Source organism: Paenibacillus sp. cl141a (assembly GCF_900109305.1).
Classification (GTDB): domain Bacteria; phylum Bacillota; class Bacilli; order Paenibacillales; family Paenibacillaceae; genus Paenibacillus_AQ; species Paenibacillus_AQ lautus_A.
Map to the genome: position 1 here is coordinate 321,714 of NZ_FNZO01000005.1, position 17,105 is coordinate 338,818.

The 17,105-nt window shown below is 53.1% G+C and carries 9 protein-coding genes; 3 read left to right on the top strand and 6 right to left on the bottom strand.

The features are described from left to right. Positions 1-280: 280 nt before the first annotated feature. The 5 genes from BMX45_RS16790 to BMX45_RS16810 all read right to left on the bottom strand — a co-directional run bounded on the left by BMX45_RS16790 (position 281) and on the right by BMX45_RS16810 (position 13,696). The gene (locus BMX45_RS16790) at positions 281-4,339 is read right to left on the bottom strand and encodes an S-layer homology domain-containing protein (RefSeq protein ID WP_090910664.1); all 4,059 of its coding nucleotides are present in this window, start codon (positions 4,337-4,339) and stop codon (positions 281-283) included. Positions 4,340-4,562: 223 nt separating this feature from the next. Next, positions 4,563-5,558: a Gfo/Idh/MocA family protein gene (locus tag BMX45_RS16795; protein ID WP_090910665.1), complete on the bottom strand. Its 996-nt coding sequence runs from the start codon at positions 5,556-5,558 to the stop codon at positions 4,563-4,565. A gap of 37 nt (positions 5,559-5,595) precedes the next feature. Beyond that, positions 5,596-5,922, bottom strand: coding sequence for an antibiotic biosynthesis monooxygenase family protein (locus BMX45_RS16800; protein WP_090910666.1), 327 nt, complete (start codon positions 5,920-5,922; stop codon positions 5,596-5,598). 164 nt (positions 5,923-6,086) lie between these two features. Next, complete coding sequence (locus tag BMX45_RS16805; protein WP_175495128.1) at positions 6,087-12,182, bottom strand: phosphodiester glycosidase family protein; 6,096 nt, start codon at positions 12,180-12,182, stop codon at positions 6,087-6,089. A gap of 473 nt (positions 12,183-12,655) precedes the next feature. Continuing rightward, a complete protein-coding gene (locus BMX45_RS16810; RefSeq protein ID WP_090910667.1) occupies positions 12,656-13,696 on the bottom strand; it encodes a CapA family protein in 1,041 nt (346 codons plus the stop codon). 428 nt (positions 13,697-14,124) lie between these two features. On the opposite strand from BMX45_RS16810, the gene BMX45_RS16815 reads away from it, so the two are divergent. From BMX45_RS16815 to BMX45_RS16825, 3 genes are read left to right on the top strand one after another with little or no spacing between them, the layout of a single operon-like run. Next, positions 14,125-14,607, top strand: a complete 483-nt coding sequence (locus tag BMX45_RS16815) for a chromate efflux transcriptional regulator ChrS (RefSeq protein ID WP_090910668.1) — start codon at positions 14,125-14,127, stop codon at positions 14,605-14,607. Between the two features lie 25 nt (positions 14,608-14,632). Further along, positions 14,633-15,229: a chromate efflux transporter ChrB gene (locus BMX45_RS16820; RefSeq protein ID WP_302847918.1), complete on the top strand. Its 597-nt coding sequence runs from the start codon at positions 14,633-14,635 to the stop codon at positions 15,227-15,229. Beyond that, the gene (locus BMX45_RS16825; protein WP_090910669.1) at positions 15,229-15,771 is read left to right on the top strand and encodes a chromate efflux transporter ChrA; all 543 of its coding nucleotides are present in this window, start codon (positions 15,229-15,231) and stop codon (positions 15,769-15,771) included. The genes BMX45_RS16820 and BMX45_RS16825 overlap by 1 nt, the downstream gene beginning before the upstream one ends. 824 nt (positions 15,772-16,595) lie before the next feature. Here BMX45_RS16825 and BMX45_RS16830 read toward each other — a convergent pair. Next, positions 16,596-16,952 carry a Rieske (2Fe-2S) protein gene (locus tag BMX45_RS16830; protein WP_090910670.1) on the bottom strand — a complete coding sequence of 119 codons (357 nt, stop codon included), beginning with the start codon at positions 16,950-16,952 and terminating at the stop codon, positions 16,596-16,598. Positions 16,953-17,105 lie beyond the last annotated feature (153 nt).

Below are 17,105 nucleotides of genomic sequence, written 5' to 3' on the forward strand. Positions count from 1 at the left end.
CTCCCTATAGTATGAGTGCTTGCTATCCGAACCGAAGCCCGATTTCCAGCGAAATCGGCTGCCGCTCACCTCCGATCATGCGACTGAAGTAGATGACGTCGTGCTGTTGCACCAGCGTTCATCTCTATCACTATCATATTGAAATTTTATTTCAAATTTCAATAGTTTTTATAAAATATAATTTTAAAACGCCGGCAGGAATTTTAGTCGTCATGACGTATGGTGACAAAAAAGAAGCCAATACGAGGCATCCCCGTATTGGCTTCTTCGAACCATTCTTTTATTTCGTATACTCAAGAAGCCCGATCATAAGCGTCACGGCTTCCGCCCGAGTGGCGACCTGCTGTGGAGCGAAACGGTTATTGCCCACACCGCCCACAAGTCCTGCATCGACTGCCGCCGCTACATATGGGAGCGCCCAAACTGGAATATCCTTCGTATCCTTAAAGTTCAGCTTCGCTGCAGAATCGGTGCTGATTCCGCTGGCGCGAACAATCATAGCAACAAGCTCTGCCCGGGATAACGGTTTATGCGGACCGAAGGATCCATCCTTGTAACCGCTGATAATCCCGGTCAGGGCCGCCTGTGCTACAGCATCCTTAGCCCAGGAAGGGATCTTCATCGCATCCGTGAATGTAAGCTGAGCACCGCTCGCGTTCAGTCCTAATGCACGGCCCAGCATCGTGATGAATTCTGCACGCGTCACTTGTTGATTCGGCCGGAATGTTCCATCGCCATAGCCGTTCACGAAGCCCGCTGCAACAGCTTTGTCGATGGCTGATTTGGCCCAGTGCCCTGCAATATCTTTCAACGCTGGCGGATTCCCGTTACCTGAACCGTTACCTGGACCGTTGCCCGGGTTGCCGCCAGGCTGTGAGCCTGTGCCCGACCCGGTTCCCGTATCGGTTTCATTCCCGGAACCTGTTCCGCTTCCCGTCCCTGATCCGGAACCTGGATTGCTGCCTGAACCGGGGCTGCTCCCCGATCCTGGATTGGATATGCCACCCGGATCAGGATTCGGCGTTTGCGCATCCTTCTTCACGATCCCGAATTGATCAATAATATAAGGCTGCGCTCCATTCAGGTTTTGATCGATTTCATACGTAATAGCTGTCAGCTTGCTGCCATCTATCGTAATGCCGACGAAATTTTGCACCTGGCTGCGTTTCGGACGCCGGCTATCGCTCGGATCCGGGCCGTATTTGGCCGCATGATTTTCTTCTGCAAGTTCGAACAGATTGTAGTAAGCTTCTCCGAGACTTGGGCTAGGGTTCTTATAATAAACCTTCGGACCTGCGGTTGCCGGAATCAAGTAGATCGTACCGTCCGGATTTACGGAGTATTCCAGCTTCTGGCCGTTTAACATCTCCGTGATTTTCGCGGGCTCCGACGCGCTGCCATCCGACTTGATCGGTTTGGTACGGGCATAGATGTGATCATGACCCTGCAATACAAAATCAATGCCGAGCTCCGCCATTAACGGAGCAATTTTAGTACGGACACCGTTAGCTCCCATAATATCGGAGTCCGTTGCATGGTTCGAAGTGGTGTAAGGACCTTTATGAATGTTGACGATCACCCACTCCGCTCCGGCTTTTTTCGCCTTCTGAACGTCCTTTTTAAGCCACTCTACTTGCTCGGGCGAGAAATTATCATACTCAGCCGAATCCTCATTGGAATTCAGGACAACAAAATGCGCGTTGCTGTAATCATAAGAATAATAAGCTCCGGTCTCGGTTGCTGAATGCTCCGGCTGCTGTACGTTGAAATGCTCTATGAAAGCATAGTTCTCGTCCTCATGATTTCCCGCGGAAGGCGCCAGCGTCGTATGGAGCAAGCTTTCCTGCGAGTGTCCTAACAGCCAATCCCATTGTTCTTCCTTGACGCCCTTGTCCACGAGATCTCCATTGTGGACGACAAACTGCGCTTCCGGAACGGTAGCGAGCGCTTTGGCAAGCGTTTCGGAGGAAAGCACGGCCTCATCTTCTTCCTTCGCCTGCGTATCGGCCAGATCAATAAACGTGAACGCCCCGCTCTCAGGCGCCGTCTGGAACGTTCCGATGTCGCTCCATACGTTAAGAGACGCATCCCCTACCCGGAAATAGTAGGTTGTATTGGACTTCAGCTTTGTTGCTTCTGCTTTATGCACAAGCTCCGCCGCCGAATTGGCAGAAGAAGCCGAACGCCCTTGGAATGATAACCCATTCGTAAAGTCAGGCGCTTCCGCAGACTTCTCCACCACCTGAAGGTCGCTGCCTGTCACCTGCTGGGACGTATACCAGGTGAAACCCTTGGAAGATGTAGCATCGCCGTGGAACGTAACCGTCACTTTGCTCACTTTTTCCTGAACGGGATCCGGTTTCGTTTCCTTCATAATTCCGAATTGATCCACTATGAACGGCTGCGCGTTGTATTGATTTTGGTCGATCTCATACGTGACAGCCGTCAGCTTGCCGCCGTCGATTGTAATGCCCACGAAATTTTGTACATGTCCTCTGGCTAAACTGGTTGTGTCCCCATACTTACGGGCGTGGTTCTCTTCCGCAAGTTCGAACAAATTGAAATACTCGTCACCCAGCTCCGGCTTCTGGTTCTTGAAATAAACCTTGGCGCCTGCGGTGGCAGGAATCATGTAGATTGTTCCGTCCGGCTTGACCGCATATTCGATGCTCTGACCATTCAGCGTCTCGGTGATTTTGGCGACATCTTCCGCGGTTCCGTCACGCTTGATCGGCTTCGTGCGCGCATAGATGTGGTCATGTCCCTGAAGCACCATATCGATTCCGAGCTCATTCATCAGGGGCGCGATTTGTTTACGCACGCCACTTACGCCAATGATATCGCTGTCGGTAGCATGGTTCGAAGTGGTGTAAGGGCCTTTGTGGATATTAACGATAATCCATTCTGCTCCTGCTGCTTTCGCTTGCTCCACATCCTGCTTCATCCAAGCTACCTGCTCCGTGGAGAAGTTCGCATATTCGGTCGAATTCTCGTTGGAGTTGAGCACGATGAAGTGAGCATTGCTATAGTCGTAAGAGTAATATGCGCCTGTCACCGTTGCAGCGTTATCCGGCTGCTTCACATTGAAGTGCTCATAGAAAGCATTATTCTTATTCTCGTGATTGCCCGCGGAAGGAGCGATCGTGGTATGCAAAAGACTGGACTGGGAATGGCCCAGCAGCCAGTTCCATTCCTGCTCCGATGTACCGTTCTCCACGACATCTCCGTTATGGACAACGAATTTGGCATTGGGGATGGTGGCCAGCGCCTTCGACAAGGTGGCTGCGGACAGCATCGCCTCGTCTTCTTCCTTTGCTTGCGTATCCGTCAGGTCGATGAACGAGAAGGCACCGCTGACAGGTGCCGTTTCGAAGGTACCTACCTCGCTCCATAGATTCAGACTTTCGTCTCCAACTCTAAAGTAGTAGGGTGTATCCGCAGCCAAGCCTGTTGCTTCCGCTTTATGAACATGTTCACCTGGAGAGTTCGAAGAGACGGAAGTCCGTCCGCTAAACACCTGCGCTTGATTGAAATCAGGCGCACCGCCGCGATTCTCTACAACCTGTACATCACTGCGGGAGGAACCCAGCGGCGTATACCACGTAAAGCCCTTTGCGCTTGTTGCATCTCCATGGAAGGTGACCGTAACTTTGGAGATATCCAGCACTGGCGCCTGTGCTAACGCGATAAGCTCCATATCAAAGTACAGATCCGAACTGCTGTCGCTCTGCTGGTGAACCTCAACCGCAATTTCGTTGTTTCCGTCCTGCAAGTACGTTTTGAGCGGCGCCGTCAGATCCACATCCCCATACACAACCGGAAGATCCTTATTGGAAGTTGCCTTCGTGGAATAGGTGATCTCGCCCTCAGGCATGCCCATACGTCTGATTTCATGGCCATTGACGTAGAGCACGGCACCGTCATCAATGCCAAACGTTCCGAGAATCTGGCCGTAAGCGTCGATCTGATCCTTGTTGACCTGCAGATTCGTACGGAAGTAAGTCGTGCGGTGTTTGAGCTTTTTATCTGAACCGTAATCGACTACCGTGTTGAGCGGACCAAACTCCGCGGTTGCAATACCGCTTCCGTTATCTTTATATCCGAATGGAGCTAATCCCGAAGTCCATGATGAATCATCGTAGGTGGCACGCCAAACGGTTGTTAAATCTTGTCCCTGATCCAAATACTTCCACTCGGCATTGCGCTGCAGAAGGATATCGGGTTGATCCTGAACTGCAGCATCCGCCGTCGTCTGGAAACCGGTGCCTGCAAAGAATCCAAACACCAGTGCCGTCGATAACAGAATGGATAATAGCTTTTTGTACATGTAATGAATCATTTACTCTCTCCTTTGTTATGTAAAGATGGGTCTGTGTCACCGCTACAAACAGCTCCAGCATAACAAAGGGGGATTAATGGCTTGTCATCCCTGCGTAAAACTTATGTAAATAATGACACTCACTCTTTAATATTTGCGCTTCTCCTGAATCTACCGATACGAATAACAAAAAAAAAGCAGGGCGAGAAGTTCTCTCGCCTTGCTTTATTGAACACGAGGTAAATTAACCTTCCGAAGGATATTTTAGTCCCCACTGCCCGCGGATCTGATCCAGCAGCCTCATAATCGCAACCGACTCGTCCAGCGGCATCACATCGCTCTCGAGCCGCCCTTCCAGCAGGCAACGTCCCACTTCGTAAGCCTCGAAGCTATAACCCTTCTCTTGTCGGTCATCCGTCACAACCACCGGTTCCCCGCCATCGACATGAAGCGCAGCGGATGTCGCATTTAGGAAGGACGGTATGTGAATATGCCCGTTGGTGCCATAAATATAAGCTTCATTCGTCAATCCCAGCCGGATCGCCCCGTTTAACGATGCCGTCTTGCCTGATTCATAGGATAGAATAACGGAGAACTGCTCATCTACGCCCGTCTCGCCGATATGCGCCGTGCTCCAAATCTTCTCGGGCTCGGCTCCAAAGATCATGGCCGCAAACGACACCGGATAAATGCCCGCATCCAGCAGCGCGCCCCCGCCGAGCTCCAAATTCAGCAAACGGCCCTGCGGATTCCAGCCGCTCCGGAAACCGAAATCGGCCTTCACCAGCCGGACGTCGCCGATCAGACCGTCCTTCAGCCATTCGCGCACCTGCCGGATCGGCGGAAGGAAACGCGTCCACATGGCCTCCATGAGGAACAGCTTATGCTCCCGTGCTGCTGCGACTAACTCCTCCAGCTCATCCCCGTTGATCGTAAAGGGCTTTTCGCACAGAATGGATTTGCCTGCTTGGAGACACATCAGCGCATGATCCCTGTGCATCGGATGCGGGGTCGCTATGTACACAACGTCGACATCCGGATCCGACACGAGCTCCTCGTAACTGCCATACGCCCGCGGTATATCGTATTTCGACGCAAACTCGCCTGCACTGCTGGCCGTACGGGAACCGACCGCCAGAAACTGAGCGTTGTCCACATATGCCAAATCGGCTGCAAACTGCTCCGCAATCCAGCCCGTCCCCATAATTCCCCATTTGACCTTGCCCGGATTCTGCACCATAAAACTCCTCCTCTTCCTCTTCATGATCTGGCCTTGCCTAAAGCTTATAGAAGCTGTCCCGCTCCACCTTGCAAATTCGCAAGCCATAGCTTTCATACCACTCGTTCTTGCCCCGTTCCTGGGCTACCTGATGAGCCGCGTTCTCCTTCCATAAACGTATGGACTCCAGGGAGTCCCAATACGAAACCGTGATCCCGAGACCCTCGTCCCGAGCGGATTCCACCCCCAGATAGCCGGGCTGCTGCGCAGCGAGCTCCGCCATTTTATCGGACATCGCTCCGTAACCCCGGTCGCCCTCCGTTCGTTTGGACACAAAAATGCAGGCATAATAAGGCGGCTTCGGCGTATTCGCGTATTCCGTCATCCTCTTCCCCCTTTCCGGTTAACAGTAGGTGTAACTTCGGCTTATCGTTCGTTCATTGATCCTGTATATCATTATATCGGAACTTCCGCCATACTTTAACCTAAAAAAAAGCCTCTCTCCTCTGCGAAGTTCTACAGTGGAGAGAGGCGGTATTCGCCTAAGCTTTACTTCAGCTTATTCAACAGATTATGGATGACCTGCGCGCTTTCCGCACGCGTGGTCAAACCTTCCGGTGCAAAACGGCTCGGCGTATGGCCCTGAACAAATCCGAGGGCATGCGCGGTTTCTACCACTTCCCGAACCCAGTCCGGGGACTCGGCGAGATCGGAAAATCCGCTTCCCGCGCTGATGTTCTCCTGCTGCTGTTTCATCGCGTGGGCATAAGCGCGCACCAGCATCGCCGCCATTTCCTGGCGCTTGATCGGGGCGTCCGGTGCAAAACGGTCTTTGGCAGTTCCGTTCACGATGCCGGACTGGGCGGCCGCCGACACGGCCTCGGCGTACCATTTGCCTGAAGCTACATCGGCGAACGGCGCAGGTCCTTCTGCCTTAAGATCCAGCAGACGAACCAGCATCGCGGCAAACTCGGCCCGGGTCACTTGCTGCGCCGGTGCGAAGCGGTCCGCGCTTACGCCTTCGATGAGCTGCTTCGCGGCCAAATCGCCGATCACCTCGGCAGCCCAGAACGAGGCTGGAACATCCGCAAAGGTTTTCTCGTAATCCAGCAAACCGTAAGCACTGAAATGGCGGATTCCTGCGGCCATGCGGCCGTCTTTGTTCACACCGCCGATATACTCCAGCTCTCCGCTGCCGGATACATAGTACATGGAGATTCTTTTGCCATCAGCATCTGAAGATAACGGCAGTTCTAGCATGATCGGATGACCGAATTCGGTTAAGCGGTGGACTTTGCCATCCGCTGCCGTCAGTTTAAGCTCGAACTCCAGCATGGCTCCGGCTGCTGTCAGCTTAGCGCCGGAGACGCGGGCAGCTTGCGCGATCCGCTGCTTCATCTCGGCCTCCGTTAAGGTGGCGGCACTCAGTTTTATCGTGCCCTTCTCAAGCTGGCCTGCATCTGCAAGGGCGCCCAGCTGGCGAAGCACTTCGGCCGGGATCGTTATGGACAAATTCTTCGCTTCAAGGTGGATCGAACCATCCTTGAGGATGTCTGCTGCATTCCCTGGCAGCGTGATATCCGTAAAGTTTCCGTCCACCGACAAGGTCACTTGCCCGTTCGACAGTTTAGCTGCAAGCTCGCTTCCCGATAAGGTGATGCTGCCTGATGACGGCGGTGTCACGGGCGGCGTTACTGGAGGCGTAACCGGTGGTGTTACCGGCGGTTGCACGGGCGGGTCTACCGGCGGCTCCGGTCCCGGATCGGGATTCCCTCCACCACGGGTGATCACCTTCAAATCATATTCCGACTTAAACCCTTCATAGGTTGCCGAAATAACGGTTGCCCCTTCTGCCAAAGCCCGTACCGAGCCCTGTTCATCAATGGAAGCTACGTCCGGCTTACTGCTCGCATAGGTGATGCCTTCGATTAAACGGATACGGCTGCCGTCGGTATAAACCGCCTCGGTTACCGTCTTATCGGTATCCCCGACCTTCAGCTCGGATTTGCCGCTTAAGAGGATCGATTCGATGCTGCCGTTCGGGATTCGGTCTACCGTAATACTCACGTCTGTATAGACATCCGGTGCCGCCGTGCTGGTCGCTCTGACGACGGCATTGCCCAGCCCTTGAGCCGTCACGATGCCGTCTACGGATACGCTGATGACGTCATCCGACGGTTCGGAATGGTAGACGGACCATACAACGGTTTGTTCCGCCCTGCGTGGTTTCACTTGAGCCAACAACTTTTGGCTCTCGCCTACAGCTAGTGTCAGCTGGTTTGGAGTTACTTCAATCCGCTGCGGCTCCGGCTTCGTAGCCGATTTCGACAACGTAAACTCATCCACGACGCGTCCGTCAACCGTTTTGGTTACGTAATAAAGCTCGTCTCCCTCCACTTCCACAGAAGCATACATCTGTGCTGGTTCATCGTCGACAACCTCATGCCAGCCCCGCTCCGTGTGGGAGTAGAATTTAGGCCCTGACGATCCTGCCACGACGTAAGTCGTGCCCTTCCCGTCCGCAGCAATCTGGTTGTTCATCATCGGGTAAGAACGAATATAAATATGATCATGTCCGTTTAACACAAGATCCACGCCGGACTCCTCCAGCACCGGCGCCCACAGGCTGCGTACCTCGGCGGAATCATAGATGCTGCCGTATGGACCGCGGTGGAACATCGCGATGGTCCAATCCTTGTCATTGCTAGCCAAATCCTGCTGGAGCCACTTCTTCTGCTCCTCCAGCTGATACTCGCTGTTCAGCATAATGAAATGAACGTCCTTGTAATCAAAAGAGAAGTTGGTTCCCTTCAGGCTGTCCAGGCCATTGCCCGGCTGGTTAAAGTGAGCCAGGAAGTCCCCGTTTTCCTTGGTCCCCATCACTTCATGGTTGCCGATGGCCGACACTAACGTCGTATTCAGGAAATGCTTCTGGGCTTCAGCGAACCAATGGTTCCACTGCTCCTCCAGGAAGCCCTTGTCCACCATATCCCCCGCATGGACCATGAATTCGGCGTCCGGATGCTCGGCTGCGGCCTTGTCGATCGTATTCCCCCACAGCTCGAACTCTTTGGCGGTGGATGCCTGGGAATCCGCAAAATACAGGAACTTCGTTGTGTCTCCCGCGAGTTCCGTTGTTTTAAACGAGCCTTGTGTACTGTATTGACCTTGCCCGTCGCCCACACGGTACACATATTCTGTGCCCGGCTCAAGTCCGGACGCCGTCGCTTTATGGACGCGTACAGTGCCGAGGTCCAAGGTATGGTACAGCTCGCTGGCACCATTGAACTTCTGGACGTTCGGCGCATCGAAATCCGTGAATTCGGATTGCTTCGCTAGTTCCACGACGGTCCCCTCCGTCGCCGGGTCCGTGTGCCAGTTCAGCATCCGCGACGTGGCCGGATCTTCTCCCATGCCCACGCTGATGTTGAAAGGAGTAGGACTTCCGGCCAGCGGCGAAACCTTGAACTCCAATGCCGGACTGTATTGATTGCCTTTGACGGCCTGCACGGTATACGTTTTGACCTGGGACGTCAGCGCCCCGGTCTTCAGGATACCCGTCGCATCCGTTGTTCCGACCGCCGCCGAGTCTGCCAAGATCTGTACGCCTTCCACGGGCTGCCCTTGGGCATCGGCAACTTCGAACACCGTTTCGTATCCCTCTACGATTCCTTCCTCATTCCAGCTCAGCGCATAATGCGTTGCGATCTGCGATTCGATCGGAAGACCGTAAAACGAAAACTCGGTATTGCCCGTATCGGTAAAGGATACCGCCCCGGACGTGAGAGCTATGATGCTGCTGCCGGTTGCGTTCTTTTTCACGTCGTACCGGATTTGGCCGATCCAATCCGTATCCTGCAGGGATGCGGTATGGATGTCCTTCCAAGCCACGCTTACCTTTCCTGTTGTACCATCGATGCTTGCGCTAACCTGGGTTGCACTCAGCTTGTCCCCCGGTATGAGCTCCAGATTCTCCACTTTGGTGGGATCAAATTGGAAATCGACATGACCGCTGCGAATTTGGGATGTCTTCACACCGCCGATATCCAGCGTGTAACTGCCGCCAACATAGATCGTTTCCGGCGTATCGTACACCACCTTGGCTGCACCGGTATTTACGGTGAAGTTCCATTCCTTGGTCGTTTGGTTGCCCGACAGATCGCGGACGGTGACTTTTGCCTGATGAACACCATCGGCGAGCGGAACGCTCGGCGTGTAATGGATTCTTCCTTCCGGCGGATACAGGGTATGCTGCACCAGACTGCCGTCCAGATAGAACCGGATTTTGTCCGGATCGATCAGCGTCGTTCCCGGGTGTGCGACAGGATCATAGCCTGCATCCTCGGCATACACGGTAATGGTCGGCGTGTTCTCTGTAATCTCCGCACCGTCGGCCGGCGAGAATTTCTTCAGAACCGGCGGATCGATATCGTCGTTGGCCGGACCGTACAATGCGCGAATTTCGTCCACGTAGATGGCACCGGCGTCTTTTTTCGCGGCCTGTGTTTCCATATATCGAACCGGCATGTCCATCACCAGCGGAAGGGTTCTTCCTTTGGGCACGGACGCTTCGAGATACTTCCATCCCTTGAAATCGACGCCGACCGTCTGATCGGTAAAATCAAGCGGGATCGCACCCTTGCTGTCACGAATTTGGGCACGGAGCCAGTGCGCGTTGCCGTCTCCGTAGACCCACATGCTGATTTTCTCCGGATAGCCCGGAATTTCGATATTGTCCGCGGTGCCGTTCGTCTGCAGATAAGCACCGGAGGTACCGGTCATTCCGGTAAAATCGTACTCCAGCTTCAAGGCGCCATGCCCGGAACGAATATAGGTCTCATCGGTTTCAATGGATACCTGGGTCGACTTGAACTGCGCACCCGCGCTTGGTTTATAACGGCTAAGGCCGTTCTCGAAATCCTCGAGCATGACCGGTGGAAGACCGACGTTCACTTCGATTGAGGTCTCGATTGGACCGTACTTCACGAAGATTTTGCCGCTGACGTCCTGCTTATCCGTAGCGGTAAACGTTCCGCTTCCGTCAATCGTCCCGATATCGCCTTCGATACGCCACTCCAAACGGCTATTATCGGCCTGTACCACTTGACCGTTGCGAAGCGCCGTGACCTTGAGCGTCTCGGTCGAGCCGGAGGAGAAAGTCTTCACAGCGTCGGAGAACTTGAGCTCAGTCAGCTCATCGACGACTTCCAGTGCGGCTTTACCCGTCAGATTACCGGATTGTACGGATACCTCTGTCACTCCAGGTTGGTTGCCTGCCGTCAACGTACCGCTGGCGTCGATCGTACCATAGGCTGGGTCAACGCTCCAAACCGCGGCCTCCGTCATTTTCGCCGGATGCAGATTCTGGTCCACGGCCGCCGTTTTGAAGGTAGCGGATGAACCGGTCAGCACTCTTTCCAGCGTCGGTGCAACGACAAGTTTATCCGCCGCTCCTTCAGGCGCCTTGTTCACCAGCAAAATGCCGTTGGCCGTTTTGCGTTCCCCGCCGTCCGACGGCGAGTTGAGCACCTTGCGCTCCGTTTCTCCCGGCAGGCGGGCAACGAAGGTGGCCGAACCGCCTCCGTCCAGGTTCAGTGCGTTAATCACGCCAAGCTCCTGCAGCATTTCGCCAAGCTCGATGTAGTTAAGCCCTTCACTGAACCCCGGCTGGCGGCCATCAACCTCGAATAGCACAACTGATCCGTCCGCTTTGGTGCCCACTACCGTTCTCGGGTGTACAGCCGGATCGGTATGCTGCTGCACGACCCCATCCTTGACCAGCATCACGGTGCCGCCAATCGCCATCGTGACGTCCTGCCACTCGTTATCCAGCTGAAAAGCCGCCGTCACTTCATCCCCTGCCTTCAGCCCGGCAAGCTTGCTCCGCTGCGAGCCCGAAGCGGACAAAACCACTTGACCTTGGCCGATCGGCGAATTTCCCTGGTCCTTAACAACCGAGACCACCTTCATCGTCAAGGTCTCTCCGCTGGCGACCCTGCCGCTCACGATATCCAGAATCACTTCGTCACCCAGATTATTGGTCATCGTGGTGGCATTGAATTTTTCGGTATAAAGCACAAGTGCGTCCGTCCCTCTTAGACGGTTGATAGAGGACAGGCTGCTGACCGTTCCGCCTATCGTCACATTTTTCGTTAATTTCGGACTGCCGTAGAGGCTCGTTCCGTCCTGTTTAATGCCAAAGGCGTTCCGGCCGCTGGGCGGATCCGTCAACAGCTCTCCGTCCCCCATGAACAATCCGAGCGGAATTCCGGTGGACATATCGTAGAAATCCCCGTTCACCGCCGCGATGACGCGGTTGCCTGCCTTGTCAGCATCCGACGCCATTTTGCTGACTCCCTGCATGCCGTATACCTTGCCATCGGTGAGACCCGGCTGAAGTTCCAAATTTCCTTGCGATGGATCAAACTCCACCATATGGACCTTCTGCTCGCCGCTGCCTTTTTGCATATTCGCCCACGTGTATGTAGCCCCCGGCCCGATCTCCATCTGCCGCATATCAATGACCGATGCAGCTGCTGCCGCTGGGTCGGCGGCAGCAGCTTGTCCTGCGGGAAACAGCAGCGATAGAAACATCACACCGCTGAGCAGCGATGATATTCTCTTTTTGCTCCTTAACATGTACATGAATTCCTCCTTCTCTATGCTTGGACTCTGGTTCCTCTCGGTTGTAAGTCCGCTCATGAACGAAAGACCTACTCGGGAGTATAGCGCTCGCTTGTTAATTCCACCTCCAATCTGTGTTAAGACCAAGTTAACTCTGCCGGTATCGGTTTTACATTCAGTCATTAGCTGGAAGGGCTGCAAATAAGTATGCTGCCGATTCGTATTACCGCTTCCGACGAACGAAATTAACCCGTCTTCTTCCCTTCATCATATTGAAATTTTATTTTAAATTACAATACATTTTGTAAAATTTTATTTTATTTTTTCGGCAGGAATTTCCGGATGGGTGGCGTAAGCGCAGCTTTTGTCGAAATGCGGGGAATGAAAACAAACGCCTCGCCGCCAGTTTCCGACTTGTTTTTAAGGTAAGCTTCCAAAAAGCGCACAAAAAAACAACCGCAGCTTATAGCCGCAGTTGTTTTCAAGATTCCCTATTATTTTTTGCTGACGTTGCCGTTGGCATCAATTTTTGCATTGTAGGAGAGTTTGTTCAGTTTCGTGATGATTTCTTTATTATACTTCTTATCCATCAAATTCGGTTGGCCTTGAATAATCTTCACGGGCGTAATCCGGCTCGTGATCTTGGAGTCCTGAATCTCAACATGCACCATCATCGACAGCAGGGTTTTGTCTCCGCCCCGGGTGGAGCGGTTGAACACGAAGTTGCCGAGCGAATAATAAATCGGCTTGTTCTTGTAATATTCGATGCCCATCAACGTATGGCTGTGCGATCCGATAATGATGTCGGCCCCGGCGTCAATCATCTTCTTGGCCATCTTGCGCGCATATTCTTCCGGATAGTCGGCGAATTCCTCGTTCCAATGGATGTATACGATCGTATAATCGTTGGTTTTGGCTGACTTCTTAATATGGGTCAGCATCGGCTCCATCGTGTAGGCGGAGGCAGCACCCGGGTGGTTCTTGCCCGCAATCCAGGAATTGTCCGACAGCACCCGGCTGACGCCCAGCACCGCGACGTTCTTCCCGTTAATGTTCTGCACGTAAGGCTTGAAGGCCTCGTCTATATTTCGCCCAGCACCCGTATACCCGATCTTCTGGCGTTTCAGATGCGTGATCGTGTCCAGCATGGCCTGCTGGCCATAGTCCAGGATGTGGTTGTTCGCCAGCGTGACGCCGTCTATTCCCGCGTATACCAGGCCCTTGAGCGTGTCCGGCTTCGAACGGAAAGCAAAGGTTTTATCCGCAGCCTTGCCGCGAATGGAGACCGGCGTCTCCAGGTTGGCAAACGCCATATCCGCCTTTTTCAAGATGGGGGCTACCTTCTTAAATGGATATAGGTTACCGAATCTATCAATCTGGTTTCCCACGTATCCGTCTAACAGAATGTCACCTGCAAACACGAGATTTATCGGTTTGTCCTTCGACTTGGCTTGAGTGGTTGTGCCCGCCGCCGAGACGATGCTCGCCGGGATCAGCATAACGATAACCAGAATGAGGCAAAATAATTTCTTCATATCCATGCCGCCTTTCCAAATAAAAATCCTGAGAAGCTAGTTATTCATCTCGTTTATCCTATCATAAATTGATATAAAAGGGTAATTATATAAAATGAACCATTTAATAGAATTGCAAAATGGATTCTAACCAGTAGCCCTTTCAGCACTACGCATCAAGGGGGACCGCTTCGCTTCTCCAGAATCATTCCGCCTTCTCCATTGAGGCATGTCAACATCCAAATCATTCAAATCTATCTTTTTCTATCCATAGTCTTAGACTTGAAATGCGGAGCAAAAGTTTCAAATTTGGCAAATCATATTGTAAATATTATAAAGAACTTATATATTTAAACGTATCGTAAGTATAACTTTGATTTAAATTACGTTTTGTAATATTCACATGAGGTTAGTCTTACATATAAGTAAAACTAAAGGAGCTGCAATCCATGAATATTCACGCTGCCGGCGAGAACTCGTCTCCCATGATTGATGATACGGACCGCAAAATTATTGCGATTCTCGGAAAAAACGGGCGAATCTCGTACACGGATTTGGCCAAGGAGATCGGTTTGTCCCGCGTGGCCGCGCAGGCCAGGGTCAATGCCCTGGTCGATGACGGCGTCATTGAGCGCTTCGCGGCTGTCATTAATCCGGAGAAAGTGGGGATTTCGGTGTCCGCTTTTTTCAATGTGGAGGTTGAGCCCAAATATTTGCAGCAAGTGGCGGACACACTGGAGAACGAGCCATATGTCACCAGCCTGTATCATATGACCGGTCCCAGCAAACTGCATATGCACGGCTTGTTTGCCGATCATAAGGAAATGGAGATGTTTTTAAACGAGAAGCTTTACCCGCTTCCGGGCATAACCAGCGTGGACACGCAGATTTTAATCAAGCGCTATAAAAGCCGAATGGGCATCAGACTCTGATTTTCGACAGAAAGGACTCCTACCCTTGGATGATAAACATAGCAATCCATACATTGAATTAACGCTCGGCATGTTCCGAACCGGCATACTCGGTTATGGCGGGGGTCCCTCCGTCATTCCGCTGATCCGGCATGAGGCCGTCGTTCGTTACGGCTGGCTCAGCGACGATGAATTCGGAGAGGTGCTGGCTCTGGCCAATGCGCTCCCGGGTCCGATCGCCACGAAGATGGCCGCCTATCTCGGTTACCGGGAAAAAGGGGTGCTAGGCGCGGTGGTTGCGGTTCTTGCGCATATCCTCCCGACCTGCATCGCGATGATCGCGCTGCTGTCGGCGGTGACGTTCCTCAGCAGCTCCAAAGTCGTGGCGGGCATGATTGCCGGCGTTACGCCGGTCATTGCGGTCATGCTGGGCACGATGGCTTACGAATTCGGCGAGAAGGCCGTGAAGGGACTTGGCATTTATGCCGGGATCGGGTTTTTTGTGTTGTCGTTTCTCCTGTTGGAGAGCATCCAGATCCATCCGGCCCTCGTCATTATGCTGTTCCTTGCTTATGGCACCGTGCATTTTAGAACCGTAGCCAAACTCAAAAAACAAAGACGGGATAAGGAGGGGTCGGCCTGATGGAAGAATGGCTTCAGCTGCTGATCAGCTTTTTTGTCTCCAACGTGCTCGGTTATGGCGGCGGTCCTGCTTCGATCCCGCTTATGTATAAGGAAATCGTCACGAATCACGGCTGGCTGACCGACCCGGAATTCTCCAACATGCTTGCGCTTGGCAACGCGCTTCCCGGGCCGATCGCCACCAAAATCGCCGCTTTTGTCGGATACGGCGTATCCGGCTGGATGGGCTTGACCCTCGCCCTCGCGGCGACGGTCATCCCTTCCGCGGTGGCGCTCATCTGGCTGCTGAATCTGCTGCAGAAATACCGCACGTCGCCCGTGGTCAAAGGCATGACCCTGCTGGTTCAGCCGGTCATCGCCATCATGATGCTGACCCTGACCTGGCAGATCGGCAAAAGCTCCGTCATCTCCATCGGCCTCCTGCAATCCCTCGGCATTGCCGCTGTCGCCTTCTGGGCCATGAACATCCGCAAGATCCACCCGGCCTTGGTGATCCTGGCCGCGTTCGCTTACGGGGGCTTGGTTTTGTCGCAGGTGGTGTGAGGGAATTATAGTAGAAAACAACTCTACCTGTCGGCAATATCGGCATGACTAAAAGAGCGAGTTTGAGGAGCGCGTGCCCCTCAATCCTCGCTCTTTTTCATTATCGCCACGAGCAGAGAACTGGGGAATGAGCAGAAATTCATCTGATAACCGGACGTCTGCCAATGGATCGCAATATCATTCCATATGTCCGAACTCCGCTTGCTCCTTGGTCGTGAGGGCCTTGGCCTTCCTAACGGACTCAGAATACCTTATTTCTCGAAAAACAGCACTTTAGTAGCGGGGGAGCGGACTCAAAGGGCCTTATTTTGCCATCTTGCCGGTATTTGTACCTTTAATCCACACAATAGCGGATCTGGAGTCCGGAAGATGGTAAATAATCGCGTTATTACCTCTAATAACGGATCTACGGTCCGTTAAAAGCTGACATTAGTCTCTTGAGCGCTACTGATCCGCAATGAAACCTGCATTTTCCCGTTAAGTAATCCCAAATCATGGCGGCAGGGCCCGATGTAGCCAAGGAGTAGACCACGAAATGACGACATTCCGCGTTATAGCCCAGCGTCCATCAATGAACTGGCGATGACTCGTTTCATCCCTGCGCCCCATCAACGAACTGCGACATTCCGTTATATCTCCGTGTCCCATCAGTGAAATGCCAAACATCCGGTTATATCCCAACGCAAAACGAAAGCACCTTAATCGACTCAGTCCCCAACGAGCTCCCGCATCTTCCCATCACATCTGTTGTAAGCCGCCGCCGTGTTCATTTGCTTTAGGTGAATCTCGCTGCTCCATATGGCATGCTTTCAACCACCCGCCTGCTACCTTCCCATCACCACTCCGATCTTGCCCTCATGAATCTCCACCTTGTATTTCTTCACCCGGATCCGGTCGCTGAACAGCGACTTGCCGGTCTGCAGGTCGAACTCCCAGCCATGCCAGGGACATCGGACGATCTCGCCTGCCCGGCCGTATTCGTAATCGTACACCTCCGAGGGCAGCGTCGTACCCGAGACTAGTCCTGCGCAGATCGGTGCTCCTTGGTGCGGGCAGTAGTTGAGTATCGCATGATACTCGCCGTTGACCCGATAGATGCCGATTTCGCGTCCCTCGATGTTGACGACTTTGTGCTCACCCTCTGGAACGTCTTCCTCCGACAGCACGTAATGTACCGCCATGCATGCACCTCCTTAACTTCAACCCCTGTTCGTTGGAAACGGTTATTCCCCCTTGCCCAGTTTATTGAATGAGTTTATCTTCACTGGTGCGATTCATCCAGAGGATCTTAGTTAATCCCTGTCAAATTCCCATGACTTCCGGTAAATCGAGTT